Annotated in this window: 22 protein-coding genes; 20 read left to right on the top strand and 2 right to left on the bottom strand. The window is 38.0% G+C overall.

Annotated elements, in window-relative coordinates:
• Positions 1 to 18: 18 nt before the first annotated feature.
• The 8 genes from ACX9YW_RS09365 (at position 19) to ACX9YW_RS09330 (ending at position 9,280) form a co-directional block, all read left to right on the top strand.
• Positions 19 to 1,263, top strand: coding sequence for a competence/damage-inducible protein A (locus tag ACX9YW_RS09365; protein ID WP_460345323.1), 1,245 nt, complete (start codon positions 19 to 21; stop codon positions 1,261 to 1,263).
• Between the two features lie 254 nt (positions 1,264 to 1,517).
• Positions 1,518 to 2,561 carry a recombinase RecA gene (gene recA / locus ACX9YW_RS09360; RefSeq protein WP_460345320.1) on the top strand — a complete coding sequence of 348 codons (1,044 nt, stop codon included), beginning with the start codon at positions 1,518 to 1,520 and terminating at the stop codon, positions 2,559 to 2,561.
• Positions 2,562 to 2,827: 266 nt separating this feature from the next.
• Positions 2,828 to 4,390 carry a ribonuclease Y gene (rny, locus tag ACX9YW_RS09355; protein WP_460345317.1) on the top strand — a complete coding sequence of 521 codons (1,563 nt, stop codon included), beginning with the start codon at positions 2,828 to 2,830 and terminating at the stop codon, positions 4,388 to 4,390.
• A 114-nt stretch (positions 4,391 to 4,504) separates the two neighbouring features.
• Complete coding sequence (locus ACX9YW_RS09350; protein WP_460345314.1) at positions 4,505 to 5,296, top strand: TIGR00282 family metallophosphoesterase; 792 nt, start codon at positions 4,505 to 4,507, stop codon at positions 5,294 to 5,296.
• 283 nt (positions 5,297 to 5,579) lie between these two features.
• Complete coding sequence (gene spoVS, locus ACX9YW_RS09345) at positions 5,580 to 5,840, top strand: stage V sporulation protein SpoVS (protein ID WP_026692408.1); 261 nt, start codon at positions 5,580 to 5,582, stop codon at positions 5,838 to 5,840.
• 263 nt (positions 5,841 to 6,103) lie between these two features.
• Entirely contained in the window at positions 6,104 to 7,837 is a 1,734-nt protein-coding gene (locus ACX9YW_RS09340) for a 2-oxoacid:acceptor oxidoreductase subunit alpha (RefSeq protein ID WP_460345310.1), read from the top strand.
• Entirely contained in the window at positions 7,838 to 8,704 is an 867-nt protein-coding gene (locus ACX9YW_RS09335) for a 2-oxoacid:ferredoxin oxidoreductase subunit beta (RefSeq protein ID WP_460345307.1), read from the top strand.
• A gap of 69 nt (positions 8,705 to 8,773) precedes the next feature.
• Positions 8,774 to 9,280: a DinB family protein gene (locus ACX9YW_RS09330; RefSeq protein WP_460345304.1), complete on the top strand. Its 507-nt coding sequence runs from the start codon at positions 8,774 to 8,776 to the stop codon at positions 9,278 to 9,280.
• 60 nt (positions 9,281 to 9,340) lie between these two features.
• On the opposite strand, the gene ACX9YW_RS09325 is transcribed toward ACX9YW_RS09330, so the two are convergent.
• Both ACX9YW_RS09325 and ACX9YW_RS09320 read right to left on the bottom strand, forming a co-directional pair.
• Positions 9,341 to 9,601, bottom strand: a complete 261-nt coding sequence (locus ACX9YW_RS09325; protein ID WP_460345301.1) for an alpha/beta-type small acid-soluble spore protein — start codon at positions 9,599 to 9,601, stop codon at positions 9,341 to 9,343.
• 20 nt (positions 9,602 to 9,621) lie between these two features.
• Positions 9,622 to 9,915 (bottom strand): hypothetical protein, encoded by a 294-nt coding sequence (locus ACX9YW_RS09320; protein WP_460345298.1) that lies wholly within the window; start codon positions 9,913 to 9,915, stop codon positions 9,622 to 9,624.
• Between the two features lie 296 nt (positions 9,916 to 10,211).
• Between ACX9YW_RS09320 and miaB the strand changes: the two genes are divergently transcribed.
• The 12 genes from miaB (at position 10,212) to ACX9YW_RS09260 (ending at position 23,462) form a co-directional block, all read left to right on the top strand.
• Positions 10,212 to 11,750, top strand: coding sequence for a tRNA (N6-isopentenyl adenosine(37)-C2)-methylthiotransferase MiaB (gene miaB, locus ACX9YW_RS09315; RefSeq protein ID WP_460345295.1), 1,539 nt, complete (start codon positions 10,212 to 10,214; stop codon positions 11,748 to 11,750).
• Between the two features lies 1 nt (position 11,751).
• On the top strand, positions 11,752 to 12,198 hold the full coding sequence (locus ACX9YW_RS09310; RefSeq protein WP_460345292.1) for a YlbF/YmcA family competence regulator: 447 nt from the start codon (positions 11,752 to 11,754) through the stop codon (positions 12,196 to 12,198).
• 251 nt (positions 12,199 to 12,449) lie between these two features.
• A complete protein-coding gene (locus tag ACX9YW_RS09305; RefSeq protein ID WP_460345886.1) occupies positions 12,450 to 12,986 on the top strand; it encodes an outer spore coat protein CotE in 537 nt (178 codons plus the stop codon).
• Between the two features lie 107 nt (positions 12,987 to 13,093).
• Complete coding sequence (locus ACX9YW_RS09300; protein WP_460345289.1) at positions 13,094 to 16,339, top strand: winged helix-turn-helix domain-containing protein; 3,246 nt, start codon at positions 13,094 to 13,096, stop codon at positions 16,337 to 16,339.
• A 129-nt stretch (positions 16,340 to 16,468) separates the two neighbouring features.
• Positions 16,469 to 17,698: a substrate-binding domain-containing protein gene (locus ACX9YW_RS09295; protein ID WP_460345883.1), complete on the top strand. Its 1,230-nt coding sequence runs from the start codon at positions 16,469 to 16,471 to the stop codon at positions 17,696 to 17,698.
• A gap of 67 nt (positions 17,699 to 17,765) precedes the next feature.
• Complete coding sequence (locus ACX9YW_RS09290; protein ID WP_460345286.1) at positions 17,766 to 18,524, top strand: ABC transporter ATP-binding protein; 759 nt, start codon at positions 17,766 to 17,768, stop codon at positions 18,522 to 18,524.
• A complete protein-coding gene (locus ACX9YW_RS09285) occupies positions 18,517 to 19,224 on the top strand; it encodes an ABC transporter ATP-binding protein (RefSeq protein WP_460345283.1) in 708 nt (235 codons plus the stop codon). Before ACX9YW_RS09290 ends, ACX9YW_RS09285 begins: the two co-directional genes overlap by 8 nt.
• Positions 19,225 to 19,242: 18 nt before the next feature.
• On the top strand, positions 19,243 to 20,103 hold the full coding sequence (locus tag ACX9YW_RS09280; protein ID WP_460345280.1) for a branched-chain amino acid ABC transporter permease: 861 nt from the start codon (positions 19,243 to 19,245) through the stop codon (positions 20,101 to 20,103).
• A gap of 5 nt (positions 20,104 to 20,108) precedes the next feature.
• Complete coding sequence (locus tag ACX9YW_RS09275) at positions 20,109 to 21,107, top strand: branched-chain amino acid ABC transporter permease (protein ID WP_460345277.1); 999 nt, start codon at positions 20,109 to 20,111, stop codon at positions 21,105 to 21,107.
• Between the two features lie 9 nt (positions 21,108 to 21,116).
• Entirely contained in the window at positions 21,117 to 21,296 is a 180-nt protein-coding gene (locus ACX9YW_RS09270) for a hypothetical protein (RefSeq protein ID WP_460345274.1), read from the top strand.
• Between the two features lie 136 nt (positions 21,297 to 21,432).
• Positions 21,433 to 22,356: an intracellular short-chain-length polyhydroxyalkanoate depolymerase gene (gene phaZ / locus ACX9YW_RS09265; RefSeq protein ID WP_460345271.1), complete on the top strand. Its 924-nt coding sequence runs from the start codon at positions 21,433 to 21,435 to the stop codon at positions 22,354 to 22,356.
• A gap of 272 nt (positions 22,357 to 22,628) precedes the next feature.
• Positions 22,629 to 23,462, top strand: coding sequence for a GNAT family N-acetyltransferase (locus ACX9YW_RS09260; RefSeq protein WP_460345268.1), 834 nt, complete (start codon positions 22,629 to 22,631; stop codon positions 23,460 to 23,462).
• Positions 23,463 to 23,659 lie beyond the last annotated feature (197 nt).

Genomic DNA, 23,659 nt, shown 5'->3' with positions numbered 1-23,659 from the left:
GTAAGGAGGATTCAGCCTTTGAATGCTGAAATTATTGCAGTTGGTTCTGAACTTTTATTAGGGCAAATCGTTAATACGAATGCCCGTTTTTTGTCTCAACAATTAGCTGAATTAGGTGTAAATGTATATTATCACACCGTTGTTGGGGATAACTCCGAAAGACTTAAACAGGCACTTAAGATTGCCGACACTAGATCGGATATTATCCTCCTAACAGGAGGTCTTGGGCCGACTAAAGATGACCTAACAAAAGAAACAATTGCTAATCACTTAAAAACTTCATTAATTATGGATGAATTTGCTCTTCGTTCTATTGAACAATTTTTTGCAAAAACCAATCGAGTAATGACCGACAATAATAAAAAACAAGCACTAGTTTTAGAAAACTGTGAAGTTTTGCAAAATGACAATGGTATGGCCCCAGGTATGTTATATAAACATAATGAGAAAATTTATATTTTATTACCCGGTCCTCCAAAGGAAATGGAACCAATGTTTTCGGTGTATGGCCGCAAGGCGTTACATACTAAATTGGCAACGAACGATAAAATTATTTCTAGGGTTCTACGCTTTTTTGGAATTGGAGAAGCACAGTTGGAAACAGAGTTAGAAGATTTAATCGATGCCCAGACGAATCCAACGATTGCCCCACTTGCCTCAGATGGTGAAGTTACGTTACGATTAACGGCCAAACATGATAACGAGACCGAGGCGTACAAATTACTAGACCAAACGGAAGAAAAAATTCGCAAACGAGTCGGTCAGTATCTTTATGGGTACGATGATACATCCTTGCTGAAAGAAGCATTTTCGCTAATTCATAAAAATGCCTTAACAATCTCGTGTGCCGAGAGTTTAACTGGTGGAATGTTTCAGGAACAATTTACCTCCATTCCCGGCGCAGGCAGCCACTTAATGGGTGGTGTTGTCTGTTATACCAATGACGCAAAGATCAATCTAGTAAAAGTAAATCCAAGTACGATTGATTATGATGGTGCTGTCAGTGAGGCTTGTGCTACTGAATTGGCAACGAATATGGCAGAACTATTGAAGTCAGACATAGGGATAAGCTTTACGGGGGTTGCTGGTCCAGATGAGTTGGAAGGTAAACCAGTAGGAACAGTGTATATTGGGCTTCATATTAAAGGAAAGCAATTTGTAGAAAAATTAAATTTAGCTGGCAGTAGAGAGGCGATTAGAACCCGAGCCGTGAAGTTTGGCTATTATTTTTTAATAAAGTACCTATCTGAAAGCGCAGATTGAACATTTGATGTTCACTGTGCTTTTTTCAGTCAATTTTACAAAATGAATATTTAAGCGCGATATTTTAGTAAAGTACTCCATTTTTGTTCTGATTTTGCAACTTTGAGCCAAGTATTAGAAAAATAAAATCGAATGAATGTTCGATTTTATGCTCGACAAACTTTCAAAAAACGTTTATAGTAGAGTTAGAATTTAAAGATGTAAGAATGCTATTTACTAGATTTTTCTTACTTCATTTTAAAGGAGGAAATAGAGTGAGTGATCGTAAAGCAGCCTTAGAAATGGCTTTAAAGCAAATAGAAAAACAGTTTGGTAAAGGCTCTATCATGAAACTTGGTGAACAGACAGATCGGCAAATTTCAACTGTTCCTAGTGGTTCATTAGCCTTAGATGCGGCGCTCGGAGTGGGTGGATACCCTAGAGGGCGTATTATTGAAATTTACGGACCAGAGAGTTCAGGTAAAACTACTGTTGCCCTACACGCCATTGCAGAGGTGCAAGCAAGTGGAGGACAAGCAGCCTTTATTGACGCTGAGCATGCACTTGACCCTGCCTATGCGCAAAAATTAGGAGTTAATATTGATGAGTTATTATTATCCCAACCGGATACTGGGGAACAAGCGTTAGAAATTGCTGAGGCTCTTGTACGAAGCGGGGCGATTGATATTATTGTTATCGACTCTGTTGCGGCATTGGTTCCAAAAGCGGAGATTGAAGGAGAAATGGGAGATGCTCACGTAGGTCTTCAAGCACGCCTCATGTCACAGGCTTTACGGAAACTTTCCGGTGCAATCAACAAATCCAAAACGATCGCTGTATTCATCAACCAAATTCGTGAAAAGGTTGGTGTCATGTTCGGAAACCCTGAGACGACACCTGGCGGACGTGCCCTAAAGTTCTATTCTACCATTAGACTTGAAGTGCGTCGTGCTGAGCAATTAAAGCAAGGAACTGACTTAGTTGGTAATAAAACCAAAATTAAAGTAGTAAAAAATAAAGTTGCTCCGCCATTCCGTACAGCTGAAGTTGATATTATGTATGGAGAAGGTATATCTAGAGAGGGCGAGATCGTTGATATCGGCTCAGAGTTGGATATTATCCAAAAGAGCGGATCTTGGTATTCTTATAACAATGAGCGCATTGGACAAGGCCGTGAAAATGCGAAACTATACCTAAAAGAGAACCCATCACTACGCCAGGAAATTCAACAAAAAATTCGCGACCATTTTGGTCTTGATGGAGTAAAGGTTGTTACCGAAACCGAAGAAGATGAAGATCAAATTGAACTTTTAGATTAATTTATTGAAGGGACTAGAATATTTCTAGTCTCTTTCGTTTTAAGGAAAAAGCCGTTCAAAAACAGAAGAGTTTCTAGATATTTCTAGCATAGACTGGCAAACCCTTGACAATGGTCTATATGCAGCTATAAAATTAAATATGTATATTTTACATTTTTTATGAGTATTGAAGGTTTGAAAGCCTTTGCGCTGTATGTTGATATTTTGACAATGTACATGCCGACACTTAAAAACGTAAAAAGTTCATAGCAAGAGGAGGTGTAACGATGCAATATTTTATACTCATCATCTCCATTTTGCTGAGCCTTATCGTCGGTGCAGTTGTTGGCTATATTATTCGTAAATCCACTGCGGAAGCAAAAATTGCTGGTGCAAAGACTGCTGCAGAGCAAATCCTTGAAGATGGCAAACGTGAAGCGGAAAGCTTGAAAAAGGAAGCTTTGCTTGAAGCAAAGGATGAAATTCACAAGCTTCGTACAGAAGCAGAACGTGATGTTCGTGAACGAAGAAATGAACTGCAAAAACAAGAAAATCGTTTACTGCAAAAAGAGGAGAATCTTGACCGAAAGGATGAATCACTTAATAAGCGTGAAATTCAATTGGAGAAAAAAGACGATTCTCTAAACCAAAGACAACAGCATATTGAAGAGATGGAAAGCAAAGTGGAAGAGATGGTACGATTACAGCAAACTGAACTCGAACGTATCTCTAGCCTAACGAGAGAGGAAGCAAAAGCGATTATTTTGGATCGTGTCGAACAAGAGCTTGCACATGACATAGCAGTAATCGTAAAAGAGTCTGAGAGCCGTGCAAAAGAAGAAGGCGATAAAAAAGCTAAAGAAATTCTTTCATTGGCAATCCAACGTTGTGCCGCTGATCATGTCGCTGAAACAACGGTTTCGGTTGTCAACCTTCCTAATGATGAAATGAAAGGGAGAATCATTGGACGTGAAGGTCGCAATATTAGGACTCTTGAAACACTTACGGGAATTGATTTAATTATTGACGATACACCGGAAGCCGTTATTCTATCTGGGTTTGATCCAATTCGCCGTGAAACAGCTCGTTTAGCATTAGATAAGTTAGTTCAAGATGGACGTATCCATCCAGCCCGAATTGAAGAAATGGTTGATAAAGCGCGACGTGAAGTCGATGAACATATCCGAGAAATTGGTGAGCAAACCACTTTTGAGGTTGGAGTTCACGGATTACACCCGGATTTAATTAAAATTTTAGGCCGCTTAAAATACCGTACAAGTTATGGGCAAAATGTTCTGAAGCATTCAACTGAGGTTGCTTATTTAGCTGGTCTACTTGCAGCCGAACTAGGCGAGGACGAGACATTAGCCCGCCGTGCTGGTTTATTGCATGATATTGGTAAGGCAATTGACCATGAGGTGGAAGGTAGCCATGTTGAAATTGGAGTGGAGCTTGCTACTAAGTATAAAGAGAATGCTATTGTAATAAATAGTATTGCCTCCCATCATGGAGATACCGAGCCTACATCGGTGATTGCGGTATTGGTAGCTGCTGCAGATGCCCTATCCGCAGCAAGACCTGGAGCAAGAAGTGAAACGTTAGAAAACTATATCCGCCGTCTAGAAAAACTAGAGGAGATTTCAGAGTCTTATGAAGGTGTTGAAAAATCCTTTGCGATACAAGCTGGTCGAGAAATTCGAATTATGGTTAAGCCAGAAGCAATCGATGACCTTGCTGCCCATCGCTTAGCGCGGGATATTCGTAAACGAATCGAAGAAGAACTTGATTATCCTGGACACATTAAAGTAACTGTTATTAGAGAAACAAGAGCAGTAGAATATGCCAAATAATTAAGTACTAAGAGGCGGTGCAATAGCACCGCCTTTATAATTTTAGGTTGTTAATATAAAGTTATTATTTGTGCTAAAATAGACTAAACGACATGTTATAGAAAGGAAATTCTAATGTATATATTATTTATCGGTGATGTGGTAGGTTCACCTGGCCGAGAAATGGTTAAACAATACCTACCTAAATTAAAGGAAAAGTACCGACCTCACCTTACCATTATTAATGGAGAAAATGCTGCTGGGGGCAAAGGGATAACCAATGAAATTTATCGACAGTTTTTAGAATCAGGTGCTAATGTCGTGACACTTGGGAATCATACTTGGGATAACCGAGAAATCTTTGAATTTATCGATGAAGCAAAGTATCTGGTTCGTCCCGCTAATTTTCCTGAAGAAAATCCCGGCAAGGGAATGGTCTTTTATAGGATGAACGAGTTAGAAGTTGCTATCATCAGCCTTCAAGGAAGGACCTTTCTTCCAGCTATTGACTGTCCTTTCAAAAAAGCGGACGTGTTAATTCAAGAAGCAAAGAAAAGAACATCGATAATCTTTGTTGATTTTCATGCTGAAGCCACAAGTGAAAAACAGGCTCTTGGCTGGTATTTAGATGGTCGGGTTACAGCTGTTATTGGGACACACACACATGTGCAAACGGCTGATAACAGAGTATTGCCGCAAGGGACAGCCTATTTAACTGATGTAGGAATGACTGGTCCGTATGATGGAATACTCGGGGTTGAAAAGGATTTAGTCATCAAGCGTTTCTTAACGAATTTACCCGTTCGTTTTGAGGTGCCAAAGACGGGAAGATCCCAACTAAATGCTGCTTTAGTTCATCTAGATCCTAAAACAGGATTAGCTAAAAAAATTGAGCGAATTTTGATCAATGATGACCAACCACTATAATGGTTGTTTAAAAACCTCTTTTGAAAGAGGTTTTTTTATTTTTTTATACAATTTTTATACAATATTTGTCCAAGCCGGAATATGCGATTCATTCCCTGAATATAGTAGCAGTGGAACGATTTATCAGTACTAGGGCTAGAAATAGTCTTATTAGTACCCGATTATATCTACTGCAAGATTATTGGTGTAGGAATTTCACGAAGCCTAATAATCATTTTTAGAATTAACCTGATTTACATGGAGAATCATGCACAGATCGGGATTAAACAAGGAGGAGCTAGGGATGGAAATCTTAAAAGTTTCAGCAAAATCTAATCCTAATTCGGTAGCTGGTGCGCTTGCTGGAGTTCTGCGTGAAAGAGGGGCTGCAGAAATTCAAGCAATTGGTGCGGGTGCATTAAATCAAGCTGTAAAAGCAGTAGCAATTGCACGAGGGTTTGTGGCACCTAGCGGGGTCGATCTTATTTGTATCCCAGCATTTACCGATATTAAGATTGATGGAGAAGAACGAACAGCCATCAAACTGATCGTTGAACCGAGATAAAAATAGTATCATTTCCAAGGCTCGCCAAAAGGCGGGTTTTTTCTTTTTATTACGAATTATCCAAAAAATATATTATTATTTTTATAAATAAAAAATATTCATATTTTGTTCAATAATTAGGCTGAAAGGGTTGCATTTTTTGGCTCATAGGTCTAGAATTGAAAGCGTTTAGTACGCCTACATACATTTTTTTTATATATCGTATAGAGGTATACTATCAGAATTATAATAACGTTTTTTACATATTTAAAGGGGTGTAAGTCATGATAAAGCAACTTTCATGGAAAGTTGGTGGACAGCAAGGGGAAGGTATTGAAAGTACCGGAGAAATTTTTTCAATTGCTTTGAACCGACTTGGTTATTATTTATACGGTTATCGCCACTTTTCCTCACGTATTAAAGGTGGTCATACCAACAATAAAATCCGGGTAAGCACGACGGAAGTTCGTTCTATTTCTGATGATTTGGATATTCTTGTAGCTTTTGACCAAGAAACAATCGATCTTAACTACAAAGAATTACATGACCATGGTGTCATTATGGCAGATGCAAAATTTGATCCGAAAAAACCAGAAGATACAAACGCGGCATTATATGCAGTACCATTTACAGATATTGCGACAGAACTTGGAACATCCCTTATGAAAAACATGGTTGCGATTGGGGCTACTTCAGCTGTACTTGACCTAGATATTAATGTTTTTGAAGAGGTAGTTCAAGAAATTTTTGGTCGTAAAGGTCAACAAGTTGTTGATAAAAATATGGAAGCCATTAAAGCTGGCTTTGACTATATGAAAAATGAACTAGGCGACGTTGAAACGATGCAGCTAGAAAAAGCTGATGGTAAAAAACGTTTATTTATGATTGGTAACGATGCTATCGCACTTGGTGCATTAGCAGGTGGTACTCGCTTTATGGCTGCATACCCAATTACTCCAGCTTCTGAGATTATGGAATATTTAATTAAGAAGCTACCAGCACTAGGCGGGACAGTTATTCAAACAGAAGACGAAATCGCAGCGGTAACAATGGCGATTGGAGCAAACTATGGCGGTGTTCGTGCTATTACAGCATCTGCTGGACCTGGCCTTTCATTAAAAATGGAAGCAATTGGTTTAGCGGGTATTACAGAACAACCTATCGTTATTATTGATACGCAGCGTGGAGGTCCATCAACTGGATTACCAACAAAACAAGAGCAATCTGATTTAATGGCCATGATTTATGGTACTCACGGTGAAATTCCTAAGATTGTAATGGCGCCAAGTACGGTTCAAGAAGCTTTCTATGATACAGCTGAAGCGCTTAACCTTGCTGAAGAATATCAATGCCCTGTCATTTTAATTACTGATCTTCAGTTATCTCTTGGTAAACAAACGGTTGAACCTTTAGAACTTGATAAGGTTGAAATCCGTCGTGGTAAACTATTAGCTGGCGATCTTCCAGAAGTAGCAGATAAAGGTTATTTCAAACGTTTTGAAGTAACTGAGGATGGTGTATCTCCTCGTGTAATTCCAGGAATGAAAAATGGTATTCACCATGTTACAGGTGTTGAACATGATGAAACTGGTAAGCCATCTGAATCTGCGGCAAACCGAAATGCACAAATGGATAAGCGTTTACGTAAGATTGAAAATATTCGTTTCAATACACCTGTTTATAAAAATGCTCAACATGAAGAAGCAGACCTTTTAATCGTTGGTTTTAACTCTACTCGTGGTGCAATTGAAGAAGCGATGGAGCGTTTAGAGAAAGACGGAATCAAAGTGAATCATGCACATATTCGTTTAATTCACCCATTCCCAACAGATGAATTGATGCCGTTAATTAAGTCTGCAAAGAAAATTGCGGTTATTGAAAACAATGCTACTGGCCAATTAGCAAACATTATGAAAATGAATGTCGGTCATGGTGAAAAAATAACTAAAATCCTAAAATATGATGGAAATCCATTCTTACCGCATGAAGTACACACAAAATGTAAGGAGTTGTTCTAAATGGCCACTTTTAAAGACTTTCGTAACAGCGTAAAACCGAACTGGTGCCCAGGCTGTGGTGACTTCTCTGTACAAGCTGCCATTCAGCGTGCAGCAGCAAATGTTGGTTTAGAACCTGAAAATTTAGCTGTCATTTCAGGAATCGGATGCTCAGGCCGTATTTCTGGTTATATCAATTCATATGGTTTCCATGGAATTCATGGGCGCTCACTACCGATTGCTCAAGGTGTCAAAATGGCTAACCGTGATTTAACTGTAATTGCCTCTGGTGGAGATGGCGATGGATTTGCAATTGGTATGGGTCATACTGTTCATGCCATTCGTCGTAATCTTGATATCACATATATTGTTATGGATAACCAAATTTACGGATTAACAAAAGGACAAACCTCACCGCGTTCTGCGGCAGGTTTTAAAACAAAATCTACGCCTGCAGGTTCCATTGAGCAAGCTATTTCACCAATGGAATTGGCATTAACAGTTGGAGCTACGTTTGTTGCACAAAGCTTCTCAACGGATTTAAAAGATTTAACAGCTTTAATTGAAGCTGGATTAAACCATAAAGGTTTTTCTTTAATCAATGTTTTTAGCCCTTGTGTTACGTACAATAAAGTAAACACATATGATTGGTTTAAAGAAAATCTAACAAAATTATCTGATATTGAAGGTTATGACCCACATAACCGTGAACAGGCAATGCAGACCTTAATGAAACATAACGGTCTTGTTACAGGATTAATTTATCAAGATACAAACCGTAAATCATACCAAGAGTTAGTTCAAGGCTACTCTGAAAAACCGCTTTCTCAAGCAGACTTAAAGCTTGATCAAGCTCATTTTGACAAGTTAGTAGCAGAATTCGTTTAATATTTATAAAAATCCCGTGGCATTGATCCCGGGATTTTTTTAAAATAAAAAGATATTGGGGGAAACTAAATGTTCTTTACTGTTAATGGATTTCTACAATCTTGGTTATATGAATCGGCTGTAACTCTTCGTCTATTTAATCAACTAACTGATGAATCACTTAAGCAAGAAATTACCCCGGAGAATTGGACGTTAGGACGGGTTGCTTGGCATATTGTTACGGCGATTCGCGCGATGACAGAACCTACAGATTTAGCATTTGTCGCTGAAAGTGAAGACTTCCCAGTACCACCTTCTGCTAAATTCATTGCTGACAGTTATTCTCAGGCAAGTGAAGCATTTTTTAATGCAGTTGTCAATCAATGGACAGATGATGAGAAATTAGAAGAAACAGTTAATTTCTTTGGTCGTGAAATGAGAATCGGAATGCTGTTACAGTTTTTAATCCAACATCAAATTCACCACCGTGGACAAATGACCGTTTTGATGCGTCAGGCTGGTCTTTCCGTCCCTGGGCTTTATGGTCCCTCCAAAGAAGAATGGGAACAAATGGGTATGCAAGCTCCACAAATGTAATCCATTTTAGATAAGCTCTTTACAACCTAACCAACGGAAAATCCTAAAAAATAGACCCCATTAATGGGGTCCTTTTTTTGATAAATTTTGTTGGGCCATTTTTACTAGTTCTTTAACCATATTCCCACCCAATTTGCCACCGACTTTACCGGCCTGATACGAAGTCAATTGTCCATTATAGCCTTTTTTAAGTGGAACACCTAATTCTTCGGCAACTTCAAATTTGGCCATTTCTGGATGATTTGTTTGGGCTACCTTTGCCTTTAATTCATCCAAGCCTTTTCTTGCTTCCGGAACTAATATTTTATTACGATTTCGCATTTAATCCCCTCCTATTATCATTATCGATTTTGACAATACACATCGATGATCGCTTTCATCCGCTCCACTTCATCGGTCCGTATATGATAATGGTCTCCATGTTGTTCTGTTTGAAAATTTTTTAATCCTTGCCTTTTTATAAAATCATCTACATCTCTTAACTCATCACTTGCGTTTAATAAGGTCTTATATCCGATAAAATCATTGTTAACATAAATCTCATAGCGATCTTCATTCAAATTCGAATCATCCCCTGATAGATCCATACTAGTAATGGCCAGGCCTAATGATTGATTTTGAAAAGGTTCTGACAATGCGCTCACTCCAAACTTAACTTTTACTATAGTTTTATCCAACTAATAAGCTTGTATGAAAGGGAATATTTAACGATGATTGTGACGAATGTCACTTTCAACTTTCATATCTTTCGTTAAAATAGCCTACAGTATCAAGGTTTAAGCCGCCTGGACTATTCCTATTTTCTATTGTTTTCAAGTAAAAAAACCTTTATACTATAATAATGTGCATGTGAAAAATGCATATCATGAAAGATGTTTTTGGCTAAGATTTTATCATAAAATAATTACCGAGAAAGGGGATTTACAAGCGAATGAATGAGAAACAAAGATTAGAATCCGGACAAGTAGAGTCTACTAATTCTTCGGACAAAAAATCCGCAAAGGATTATAGCAAATACTTTGAAACGGTTTTTCAAGCTCCTTCATTAAAAGACGCTAAAAAGCGAGGAAAAGAAGAAGTAAAGTACCATAACGATTTCCAAATTCCAGAAGAATTCCGTAACATGGGGGATGGACGTAAATTTTACATTCGTACCTACGGATGCCAAATGAATGAGCACGATACGGAAGTAATGGCAGGTATTTTCATGGCTCTTGGTTATGAAGCAACTGCTACAGTTGAAGACGCAAATGTCATTTTATTAAATACATGTGCTATCCGCGAAAATGCAGAAAATAAGGTGTTTGGTGAGCTGGGACACTTAAAGTCGTTAAAAAAGGAAAGACCAGATCTACTAATCGGTGTTTGCGGCTGTATGTCACAGGAAGAGTCAGTTGTCAATAAGATTCTAAAGACCCATCAACATGTTGATATGATTTTTGGAACTCACAATATTCACCGTTTGCCAAACATTCTTCAAGAAGCATATATGTCAAAAGAAATGGTGATTGAAGTTTGGTCCAAAGAGGGAGATGTAATCGAAAATCTTCCTAAGGTACGCCGTGGTAATATTAAGGCATGGGTTAATATCATGTATGGCTGCGACAAATTCTGTACCTATTGTATCGTACCATACACACGTGGTAAGGAGCGCAGCCGTCGACCGGAAGATGTCATTCAAGAAGTTCGACAGTTAGCAGCTCAAGGATACCAGGAAGTTACCCTTTTAGGGCAAAATGTTAACGCCTATGGAAAAGATTTTGAAGATATTAAATATGGCTTTGGTGACTTAATGGATGATATCCGTAAGATTGATATCCCAAGAGTTCGGTTCACAACAAGTCATCCAAGAGATTTCGATGATCATCTAATTGAAGTATTGGCTAAAGGCGGGAATTTAATGCCGCACATCCATCTTCCAGTTCAATCCGGATCGACAGATGTATTAAAAATAATGGCCCGGAAATATTCTCGTGAATCGTATTTGGAACTGGTTCGTAAGATTAAAGCAGCGATTCCGGATGTATCTTTATCGACGGATATTATTGTTGGTTATCCAAATGAAACGGATGAACAATTTGAAGAAACTCTTTCCTTATACCAGGAAGTTGGTTATGAAATTGCTTATACCTTTATTTATTCGCCGCGTGAAGGTACTCCAGCAGCCCAAATGGTTGATAATGTTCCAATGGATGTTAAGAAAGAACGTTTACAACGTTTAAACAATCTTGTTAACGAACTTTCAGCTGAAGCCATGAAAAAGTACGAGGGACAAGTTGTGGAAGTGCTTGTTGAAGGTGAAAGTAAAAATAACCCTGATATATTAGCTGGTTACACACAAAAAAATAAACTTGTCAATTTCAAGGCTCCAAAAACAGCTATTGGTAAAATTGTCAAAGTAAAAATTAATGAAGCAAAGACATGGTCTTTAAACGGAGAAATGGTTGAAGAATTAGTTGAGGTGAACTAGGTTGGCAAAATATACAAAAGATGATATTGTCCTCCGTGCAAAAGAACTTGCACGAATGATTGCTGAAACAGATGAAGTAGATTTCTTTAAACGTGCGGAAGCACAAATTCATTCAAATGAAAATGTTCGTTTATACATTTCGGAAATAAAAGGATTGCAAAAACAGGCTGTCAACCTACAGCATTATGGGAAACCAGAGGCACTTAAGCGTGTTGAAAATAAAATTACTTCGATTGAGGCAGAATTAGATGCGATTCCAATTGTAAAGGAATTTAAACAATCCCAAGTTGAGGTTAATGAACTACTTCAATTAATCGCTAATACAATTTCCAACACTGTAACGGATGAACTTATTACTTCTACAGGTGGAGATGTTCTTCGTGGTGAAACTGGGGCCAATGTACAAAATCAATCCGGCTGTCACCATGATCACGATCACGACCATTAATAGATTGGACCAGGCTAACGACTAGCTTGGTCTTTTTTGTCCCTTCCTTCAATCCCACATTCTAACAGTATACCACTATGCATAAAATATATAGAATTTATCGATATTTTTCTGCCTAGGAACATCCTGCCCACTAAAGCATATGATGAATTATGACTAAACTTTTATCCACTATATGTAATATTTCTCGCACACTAGTCTAATGTCCCGCATAGGATGAATTGAAAATGAATGAGGAGGGTTCGCTCGATATGGGAGAATACAGAGAGATTTTTGCGAAGGCGGTCGTAGCGAAAGGACGCAAATTTACTGAGTCCAATCATACTATTCGCCCGGAACATAGCCCAACTAGTATCCTTGGCTGTTGGATCATCAACCATAAATACGAGGCGAAAAAAATCGGTAAAACGGTAGAAATTTGCGGCTCCTATGACATTAATGTTTGGTACTCCTTTAACGATAATACAAGAACAGAAGTTGTTACGGAGCGCGTTTCCTATACAGATGTCATCAAGCTTAAATACCGTGATCCTGATTGCTATGATGATCAAGAAATTGTTGCAAGAGTACTTCAGCAACCAAATTGTTGTGAATGTGCAATCTCGCCTAATGGTAACAAAATCATCGTACATGTTGAAAGGGAATTTTTAGTTGAGGTAATCGGCGAAACAAAGATATGCGTAAAAGTTTTCCGTGACTGTAAAGAAGATGATGAGTGGGGAACAAACTTCGATGATCAATTCGAAGATTTAAATCCCGATTTCTTACTTGGTGTTGAAGAGGAATAAAAGCTTGCTAGGAAGGTTAAACTTCCTAGTTTTTTTTTGTTTGTTCACCTTAATAATATGGTAAAATAGTGTAAATATTACGAAAAATGTTATGGGAGGAAGTTGGTTTGAAATTCCCAATTATTAAAACGAAGCTCCTTGTCCCTGCAATTAATGATAATTTGTTAAGAAGATCGGATCTCTTTAAAAAACTGAAGAAAATGACAGATTATCAACTTACTTTAATCCATTCGGGTGCAGGTTATGGAAAGAGTACGGCCCTTGCCTTATTTTTGCGTGATGAAAATCGGACGGCATGCTGGTATTCCCTTTCGTCGACAGATGATGATATATTACCATTTTTAACCTATATTACTTTTTCGATTCGCAACATCCATCCTACCTTTGGAAATGAACTATTGCTTTATATGAATGAAATGGATAGGTATATTCGCGAAGAAGAAACGAACTTGCTTTGCTCTCTTTTCATAAACGAACTGTTGGAAATTGATGGCCCATTAACCATAATCTTAGATGATTTTCACCAAATTGATCATTCTTATACGATTAATAGTTGGATGGAGACGTTCCTCCGTCATATTCCCTCACATATTCATTTGGTCATTTCAAGTAGAAACAGACCTAGCTGGAAACAGTTAACAAAAATGAAGGTAAGCGGCCAATTATTAGAAATCACAAAAGAGGACCTAATTCTCTCAATCGAAGAGGTCGAAATTCTTCTTTTAGATAATTACGATTTGGAATTACCTGAAAGTGAGCTTGGTAAAATTTATCAGTTAACGGAAGGATGGGTCATTGCACTTTGCCTAATAGCCCAACAAGTTCCAACCGATAAGGACCTTCTCAGACTTAAGGAATACTCCACCCTACAAGACTTGTTTCATTATTTAGCTATGGAGGTTTTTGTTAAGCAACCATTAATGATTCAACAATTTTTAGAGCAGGTATGCATTCTAGAAGAGCTGACGGAGGATATTTGTAATGAAATCATTGGAACAATTACCTCTAATGTGTTGCTAGAACAATTAGTGGAGAGGAATTTATTTATCCAAAAAATAGGGGACAAGCAATACCGTTTTCATTCATTATTTAAAGAGTTTTTAGAAACTAGACTCGAGCATCAGCAACCAGGTCAGTTCCGAATCCTGCATGAAAAGGCAGCGAGGTTTTATGAAAAAAAGGGTTTGTGGGAAACAGCCCTAAACCACTATAAAAAAATGACCTATTTTCCTGCTATAGGTGCTATTTTAGAAGATAAAGGTAGCGAGATATTAGAAACAGGAAAAATGGAAAGCTTGTTAGACTATATATCAATAATCCCGGAAGATCAAATTGACCGGTATGAGTTTCTTTGGTTTTTAAAAGGTGAGATTTATCGGTATCGTTCGCAATTTGGTGAAGCGGAGGAATGCTATTTAAAAGCCTATCATCTCTATGAAAAAAAGAATAATCATATCAGGATGAGTCAAGTTTTAGAAGGAAGGGCCAAAATCTATCTTGATACAATTCAGCCATATCAAGCGGAAAGGCTGCTTTATGAAGCGATTAAGCTAAGGGAAAGTTCAGGTGTTGAGTCGCCAGTAGAAACAGGTAGACTTTATTATTTATTAGCAGAAAATCTACTAAATCAAGGAAAGCCGAATAAATCAGAATATTGGTTAAATCGAGCAAAATCACTGGATGTCACTGTGGAAGATAGTAATTTGGAGGCAAGAATTTTTTTGCGTACGGGAAGATTTACAGAGGCGAAACGGCTCTTAATGCCAAAAAAAGAATCGATTCCGTATAAAATAACTGCTAATCTTCCGAAATCACACCGTGAAACCAATATTTTGTTATCCTTAATAGAGGCTTTTACTGGGAATGAACGAGAGGCAAAAGAATTAGCGCAATCGGGGATTCAATTGGGTATAAAGCTGAAGGCACCATTTGTAGAGGCTTGCGGTTGGATTCGGATGGGACATTCTGTTCTAATTGGCAGTAAATATGATTCTAGTTTAGCCGAGAGTTGTTATGAAACCGCACTGGAAATGATGGAAAAATTACAAATTTCTCGTGGTAAAGCCGAACCGTTAATGGGATTATGTGGATTATATGGAATGAAAAAAGATTATGAGCGAGCCATAGAGGCTGGGAAAAAAGCCCTGCTAGAAACAGATAAAGTAAAGGATTATTGGTTGTCATCATTAATAAATTTGAGTTTAGGTAAAACCAATATTTTAAATGACCATCTCGAAGAAGGCATCGATTATTTACTGGTTGCAGAACAAAATTTTAAAGATTGTCAAGATTCCTACGGTGAAACTCTTTGCCATTTTTGGAAGGCATATATTTACTTTACTAAAAATCAGTTAGAAGAATTTATGCTTGAAATAAGTCTATTTATTAAAATGGTCCAAATCTTTCATTTTGAGTTTCTTCTCCGTAAACGAACCCTTTTCGGACCCAATGATTTACAAGTATTTATTCCTATGTTAATTGAATGCTCAAGGCTTGATATTGAGCGGCCATTTGCTACGAAGTTACTGCAAGATATGGGGATGAAGAGCGTAGAATCCCATCCGGGTTACTCTATTCGTATTCTATCGTTAGGTCCGTTTAGAGTGTGGTTAGGAGAAAAAGAATTAACCGAAAAAGATTGGCAGCGGGATAAAGCAAAGGAATTATTTCAATTATTTATCACTCACCCGAAACAAACTTTTACAAAGGAAGAGATTACTCAAACGCTATGGCCAGCTTTGGATAAACAAAGCGGTGACCGGGATTTTAAAGTAGCTATGAATGCTCTTAATAATACTCTGGAACCTCACCGAAAGGCTAGGTCGACTCCGTTTTTTATTATTCGAGATGGGAGTTCATATGGATTAAATCCTGTTGCCGCAATTGAATTAGATACAATATTGTTTCAGGATTGGATTGAAGCAGGGTTAAATGAAACAAACCGCGATAAAATGAAGCAATATTTAGAAAAATCGTTAAGGATATATAAGGGAGACTACTTACCAGAACGAAGGTATGAGGATTGGTGTATAAGTAAGCGAGAAAAACTGTTAGTCTTGTTTCTGCGTGGAGCTGAAAAGATGGCTCAATTGTATGTGCAGAACGAAAACTATGATTTGGCTATCGGCTGGTGTGAACAAATACTAGAACGTGATCGAACTTGGGAGGAGGCCTACCGACTATTAATGTATTGTTATTACCGAAAGAATAACCGTCCGAAGGCGATGAAGTGGTATGAAAAATGCATTGAAATTTTAGAAGAAGAACTAGGGGTTTCACCGCTAGAGCCTACGAAACATATGTATGATATGATCTTAGAATCAACTAAATATCAGGAGCAGATGTATAAATAAAGGATGGGAGCCCCATCCTTTTTTTGTGTAACTTCTCTGTAACTATTAATTTATATGATGATGTCAAAGCTTTAGAATTTTCAAAAAACGAAACAAGGGGGAAACAAAGTGAAAAGACTTTCACGAAAAATGCTGTTTATTCAATTGCTTGCTTTCTTAATGATTTTTACAAGCGCATGTAGTTCAAGTTCGAAAGAAACGTCAAAAGAGCCAAAAGATGACGGGAACAACAATCAATCTGAAGAAACAAATAGTGAACCAATCAAAATTGGTCTCCTCGCTTCACAGACAGGTGGTTTAGAATCATACGGTAAGCAAACAATCCAAGGTTTCCAGCTAGGTTTGGAGTATGCAACTGGTGGAACAATGGAGGTTGCTGGTCGAAAGCTTGAGGTTATTATTGAAGATACTGAAACAAAGCCTGAAGTAGCAGTCCAGAAAGCAACCAAATTATTAGAAGAAGATGGTGTTGATTTTCTTGTAGGATCGTCAAGCTCTGGTGACACTTTAGCAGTATTACCACTTGCAGAAGAATATGAAAAAATTATGGTTGTTGAACCTGCTGTTGCCGATAGTATTACAGGTTCTGAGTTTAATAAATATATTTTCCGTACAGCACGTAACTCGTCTCAAGATGCGGTTGCTGGTGCAGCTGCCATTGCTGGGGAAGGGGTAAAAATTGCTACATTAGCTCCAGACTATTCGTTTGGTCGTGATGGAGTAGCGGCGTTTAAGGAAGCGGCTGAGAAACTAGGTGCAGATATTATACATGAAGAATATGCAGATCCTGCTGCAACTGATTTTACATCAAACATTCAAAAGATTATTGATGCAAAACCGGATTATTTATTCGTAGTATGGGCAGGAGCTAACTCTCCTTGGAATCAAATTGCAGATATGAAGGTTCAAGAAAAAGGAATTAAAATCTCAACAGGAGCTCCGGATATCCCTGCTCTAGCTACAATGGAAGCATTAATCGGTATGGAAGGATTTACTGTTTATTATCATAACTTACCACAAAACGACATCAATAAATGGTTAGTTGACGAACATAAAAAGCGTTTTAATGGAGATGTTCCAGACCTATTTACACCTGGTGGAATGAGTGCGGCGATTGCAATTGTCGAAGCGTTAAAGAAAACAGAGGGCGATACAAATGCTAATACTCTGATTAGCACAATGGAAGGAATGAGCTTTGATACACCGAAAGGGACAATGACCTTCCGTCCTGAAGACCATCAAGCATTACAAAGCCTATACGCAATCAAGTTAGAAAAAGTAGACGGAGTACCTTACCCAGTTCCAGTGTTAGTTCGTGAATTAACACCGGATGAAACGGCTCCTCCGGTTCGAAACTAATTCTTTACATGAACTTCGGTAATTTTACCGAAGTTCATTATGTCTATATATAACGAGGTGAACGTTAGTGACGACCTTAATTGAAACAAAAGATTTAACCATTAACTTTGGTGGGCATACCGCCGTTGATGGGGTGACTATTTCGGTTCCGAAAAATCAATTCAAGTCCATCATTGGTCCGAATGGTGCTGGAAAAACGACTTTTTTTAATTTACTAAGTGGTCAATTATCCCCTACACGTGGGTCAATCTTGTTTAAAGGAAAGGATATTACCAAATTTAGTCCAACAAAAAGAACTCGTGAGGGCATTGGTCGATCGTTTCAGATTACGAATGTCTTTCCAAATTTAACGGTTATGGAAAATGTTAGGCTTGCTGTTCAATCACAGGCTGGACTTCGATACCAAATGTTAGCCCACTTTAAACATTATAAACAATTCGAATCGAAAGCGATCGAGTGGCTAAGGCTCGTTTTATTAGATGACAAAAGCGATTATTTAGCGAAAAACTTAGCTCATGGTGAAAAAAGAAAACTTGAAATTGCTATGTTGCTAGCATTAGAAACAGAAGTTCTATTACTTGATGAGCCTACAGCTGGAATGTCTTTAGAAGAGGTTCCTGCTATTTTAGAGGTCATTAAAAAAATCAAAGACCAAGGTAATCGAACAATCATTTTAATCGAGCACAAAATGGACATGATTTTAGATTTATCCGATACGGTGATGGTGTTGTTTAACGGAAGATTGCTAGCGGACGGCACACCCGATGAAATCATGCAAAATGAATTAGTACAATCCGCTTATTTAGGAGGACTTTACGATGAGTGAGTTGTTAACGCTTCAAAATGTTGAGACATATATCGGACAATATCACATTTTGCAAGGAATTTCACTTACAGTTAAAAAAGGTGAGGTCACCGTCTTATTAGGAAGAAATGGTGCTGGGAAAACGACAACACTAAGAACCATCATGGGCTTAAATCCTGCAAGTGTTGGTTCAATTCATTTTAAAGGTGAAGCAATACAGAAGCTACCTACCCACACTGTTGCGCAAAAGGGGATAGGCTATGTTCCGGAAGATCAAGGGATCTTTTCCGGCTTGACGGTCGAGGAAAATATGAAGGTTGCTATTCAGAAGGAAGATGCCGATACAAAAGCCAGAATGGATTATATTTTAGATTTGTTCCCCGATTTAAAAACATTTTGGAAGAAACCAGGTGGTCTATTAAGCGGTGGGCAAAAACAAATGCTATCCATCGCAAGAGCTTACATTAATAATAATGAACTACTCCTAATAGATGAGCCTAGTAAAGGCTTAGCGCCGATAGTCGTTGAAAAAGTAATGGAATCGATTGTCCAAATGAAGGCACAGACCACTATTGTTTTAGTTGAACAAAATTTTATGATGGCAAGCACCATTGGCGATTGTTTTTACATCATCGATGATGGTAGAACCGTAAGTCACGGCATAATGGATCAATTAAAACAAGATGGGGAAATGCGTAAGAAGTATCTAGGTATTGCGTAGGAAGGAGGGTGAAAGCATTTGGAAGTTCTCATTAATTTATCATTAAACGGTCTTGCAACCGGGATGTTAATTTTTTTATTGGCCGCTGGACTTACATTAATCTTTGGATTAATGGATGTTTTAAACTTTGCTCACGGCGGCTTATTTGCATGGGGAGCCTACAGCGGCATTTGGATTTATTCGCAAACAGGGAGCTTTTTCATCGGCATCATTGGCGCAATTCTTTGCGGTTTTGTGCTCGGTATCCTTACCGAAAAGTGGATTATCAAGCCGGTTTATGGAAATCATGTCCAGCAAATCTTGATTACATTAGGTTTGATGCTTGTTTTATCCGAAATGTTAAAAGTGGTCTGGGGACCGAATCAACTTTCAGCTAAACCTCCATCCTACTTGGCGGGAAGCTGGGAACTAGGCGGAGTCATTATTATTAAATATCGCTTATTTATTATTGGGGTAGGGTTACTAGTCTTTGCTGGAGTTCAATTCTTACTATCGAAGACGAAAATTGGTCTCGTCGTTCGTGCAGGCGTGATGAATAAGGAAATGGTACAGTCACTTGGTATCAATATCCAAAAGGTATTTATGTTTGTATTTATGATAGGAGCCGGGATGGCAGCATTAAGTGGCGTGTTACTTGGACCTTATTCGGGTGTCATCCATGCTGATATGGGCTTAGAATTTGCCATTTTAGCATTTATCGTCGTCGTAATTGGCGGAATGGGGAGCTTTAAAGGATCATTGCTTGCTGCGGCTTTAGTGGGATTATCAGGTTCCTTTATGGCCTATTATGTACCCGATTTAGCGCTGGCAGCCAATATGCTTTTGATGGCTATTGTATTAGTGTTTAGACCACAAGGCTTATTTGGGATGAAGGGGTGAAAGAAATGAATTGGATACGAAGTCAACGTGCCAATGTAATCTATTTAATCGTAGCAGCCTTTTTGCTTCTTTTACCATTTGTCTACGATTCTCGCAGTATGTTTATTTTATTAACACAAGTGTTTATCTTTTCGATCTTAGCAATGAGTTACGACATTCTTCTTGGGTATACCGGAATTGTTTCCTTTGGGCACGCTATGTTCTTTGGAATCGGTGCCTATTCAATGGGGATATTTATGAAACGCTTTGAGCCGACAACGATGAACTTTTTCTTAGCGATTTTAACAACTTTATTGTTAACAGCTGTCATTAGTTTTTTTGTTGGATTATTGACTTTACGGTTAAAAAGCCATTTCTATGCGATGTTAACACTCTCTTTGTCAGGATTATTTCTTGTACTGGCAGAAAAATGGCGTACACTGACTTACGGTAACGATGGCTTTACCTTTCGTGTCCCAGAAATGTTAAAAGATCGCACCGATTTCTACCTTATTAGCCTTATTTGTATGATTGCAGTATTTTTTATTTTAAAAAGATTTACCAATTCGCCTTTAGGACGCGTCCTTCAGGCCATTCGCGAAAATGAACAAAGAACTGAATCACTAGGCTACCAAGTATTAAATTATAAAATTATCGCCAGTATTTTAGCCGGAATGGTTGCTGGAATTGCTGGAATTTTGTATGCCATTTCACTTCGTTTCGTTAATACGAGCGTTTTCACGATGGATATAACCTTAGATGCCCTGTTAATGACTATTATTGGTGGGGTTGGCACATTAGTAGGCGCTATTATCGGAGCTGGTCTAATTGAATTTGCTCATCATTGGTTGACAGCGCTTGCCAAGGAACATTGGATTTTTGAAAGATGGATTATCTTCTTTGGGATTATTTATATTTTAGCCGTCATGTTTTTTCCGCTTGGAATCGTTGGAACACTAAGAACCTTGTTTAAAAAACGGAAGAAAAAGCCAGAAGTAAAAAAAGTGGAGAAGTTGGCTGGTTAGGAGGTTTCTATGGAGCTTAACCAAATTGCATCATTTGTTGTACGATTTCAATTGGCTGGTGTTAACGAAAACCCGGATAAGAAACAGTGGAGAATTAAAGTCACCCATGTACAAGATGAAGTTGAGCATTTGTTTGATTCAATCGAGGAAGCATGCCTGTTTATGCAGAACCTAGCCGAAAATTCATAATCAGAGAGTTTGATAGTGGGCAGATCGAGCGGTAGGTTTCCATTAAGCAGGAATTTACATTGCTGCTGTCGAAGGAATTTAAGACTGTAAATTTTTTGAATTACGAAACAATCAATAGGAGAAAGGGGACATGCAAATGAAACAAATCGTAATGAAGGAAGTTCTATTACCGAATGGAGAGAAATTGACCTACCGTGAAAGAGAAGGCGGAGCAAAGAATCTATTATTGATTCATGGAAATATGACATCTTCAAGGCATTGGGATCTAGTATTAGAAAACCTAGACGATGATTATAAGATGTACGCTCTAGATCTCCGCGGATTTGGGGGTTCTAGTTATCTCACTCCAATTAACTCAATCAAAGATTTTTCCGATGATGTAAAGTTTTTTGTTGATGCCATTGGTTTACAGGATTTCTCAGTGGCCGGCTGGTCAACAGGTGGGGCGATTGCCATGCAATTTGTGGCAGACCATCCTAACTATTGCGATAAATTAATATTACTAGCTTCAGCTTCAACGAGAGGATATCCTTTCTTTGGCTTGAATAATGATGGTCATCTGGATGTTAATCTTCGTTTTCAAACTTATGAGGAAATTAAGACTGATGTGGTTAGAACACTACCAATTCAAGGTGCTTATGATCGTGGCGACCGAGACTTTTTAAGAACTGTTTGGAATTCTTCGATTTATACGAAGAATCAACCGACTGCAGAACTTTATGAGGAATATATTGATGATATGCTGACGCAGCGGAACTTAGCCGAAGTTTATCATGCTTTAAATACATTTAATATTAGTACAGTCGATAATGTGGCTGCTGTCGGAAATGGACTTGTGAATAAAATAAACATACCAGTACTCGTTTTACGGGGGGATCGGGATTATATAGTTTCTGTGCAAATGACCGAAGAAATCTTAGAGGATTTAGGCCAGAAAGCAACCTTTATTGAACTTAAGGATTGCGGTCATTCTCCATTAGTAGATGATCTTGATCAATTGTTAAGTGCCATGGATGCATTCTTAAAAAATAAAAATGGCGAAGTGGTAAATCAAAAATGAACATAAAAAAAGGGAATCCACTTAGGAATCCCTTTTTTTATGTTAGACATATCTTGTATTTTATAATAGCAAAATAGTATATAGAAGTCTATATTTTTGTTGTTTTTTATTCATTGTTGTCATGGATTTATGCATGGAATGTATGTTAAACTAGTTTGTCAGGAAATTTATTGAAGAATAGGGGTGTTTTGGAACGAATAATCGGAAAGCGTTTCTATATTTATTTTTCTTTATCTCTGAAAAATAATAATAGATTGTGAGGAAAATGATTTATGATAATGGAACTTAGTTTAAATAATTTTTCGAAAATCAAACCACTGTTGAAAGGGCTTGGGTTAGAAAAACATCCTGTCATCAATGGGGTTCTTGACGGTAATAATCGCGGAAGAGTATTTGTTGATTGCACTGAATCCCCTACCACGGCTTTTGTATGGGCGAAGATGGAAATGTTTTATTTGCTTGGAAATAGCGGAAATCTATCTTTTATTGAAGAACTTGATAATTTTATGATAGATATAATAAAGCCTGCTGCCCTAGCGATTGGGGACAATGATTTCAATTTAGAGATATATCCTTATGAGGATTGGAAAAAGGTCATGAATGACGTTTTTCGGGTACCGTTAAATAAAGGATTAAGAGTTCCTTTTGTGTTTGATCGCCGACGGTTTATAGATTTTGTTGAAAAGAGGTCAACGGAGATTGCTCATGGTTATGAATTAGCTCTTATTGATGAGACTCTAGCTGGTTATGATTTGATTGATTGTGAAATTTTAAAATTCTGGGAGACCTTGGACGATTTTTATCGGCACGGCCTTGGCTATTGTGTTTTGAAAGATGGCGAAGTTATCGGAACTTGCATTTCTGCTTTTGTTTCCGGAGTTGAATACGAAATTGGAATAAATACCTATGGCATAGAACATCGTGGTAAGGGTATAGCCTCGAATATGGCAATGGCCTTTATCTCGGAATGTCTGGAGAGGGGCGGTATTCCTCACTGGACCACCGAGCATTTCCGGAAGGACTCCATCACGATCGCGTTAAAAATGGGATTTGTTGAGATGCCGAGGTATGAGGTTTACTATTTGGGGTTTGCGGAGTGGGAATGAGGTTCTAGCCAAAAATGTAACTTAGGTACGTTTTTAATAGCGAAAATTCACCAGAGGAAGCACAACTTGGATAGATTTTTACCATAAATCCTACAAAACCTACCGAAGTAAAGGAAGTTCGGTAGGTTTTGTAGGAAAAAATAGTCAAGTCCATTTAATTGTGTAAAAGTGTCAACAATAATTTTCAACCTAATTAA

Source organism: Pseudoneobacillus rhizolycopersici (assembly GCF_054786815.1).
Note: the sequence above shows the minus strand (reverse complement) of the source record. Positions and strands in the feature narration are given on the sequence as shown.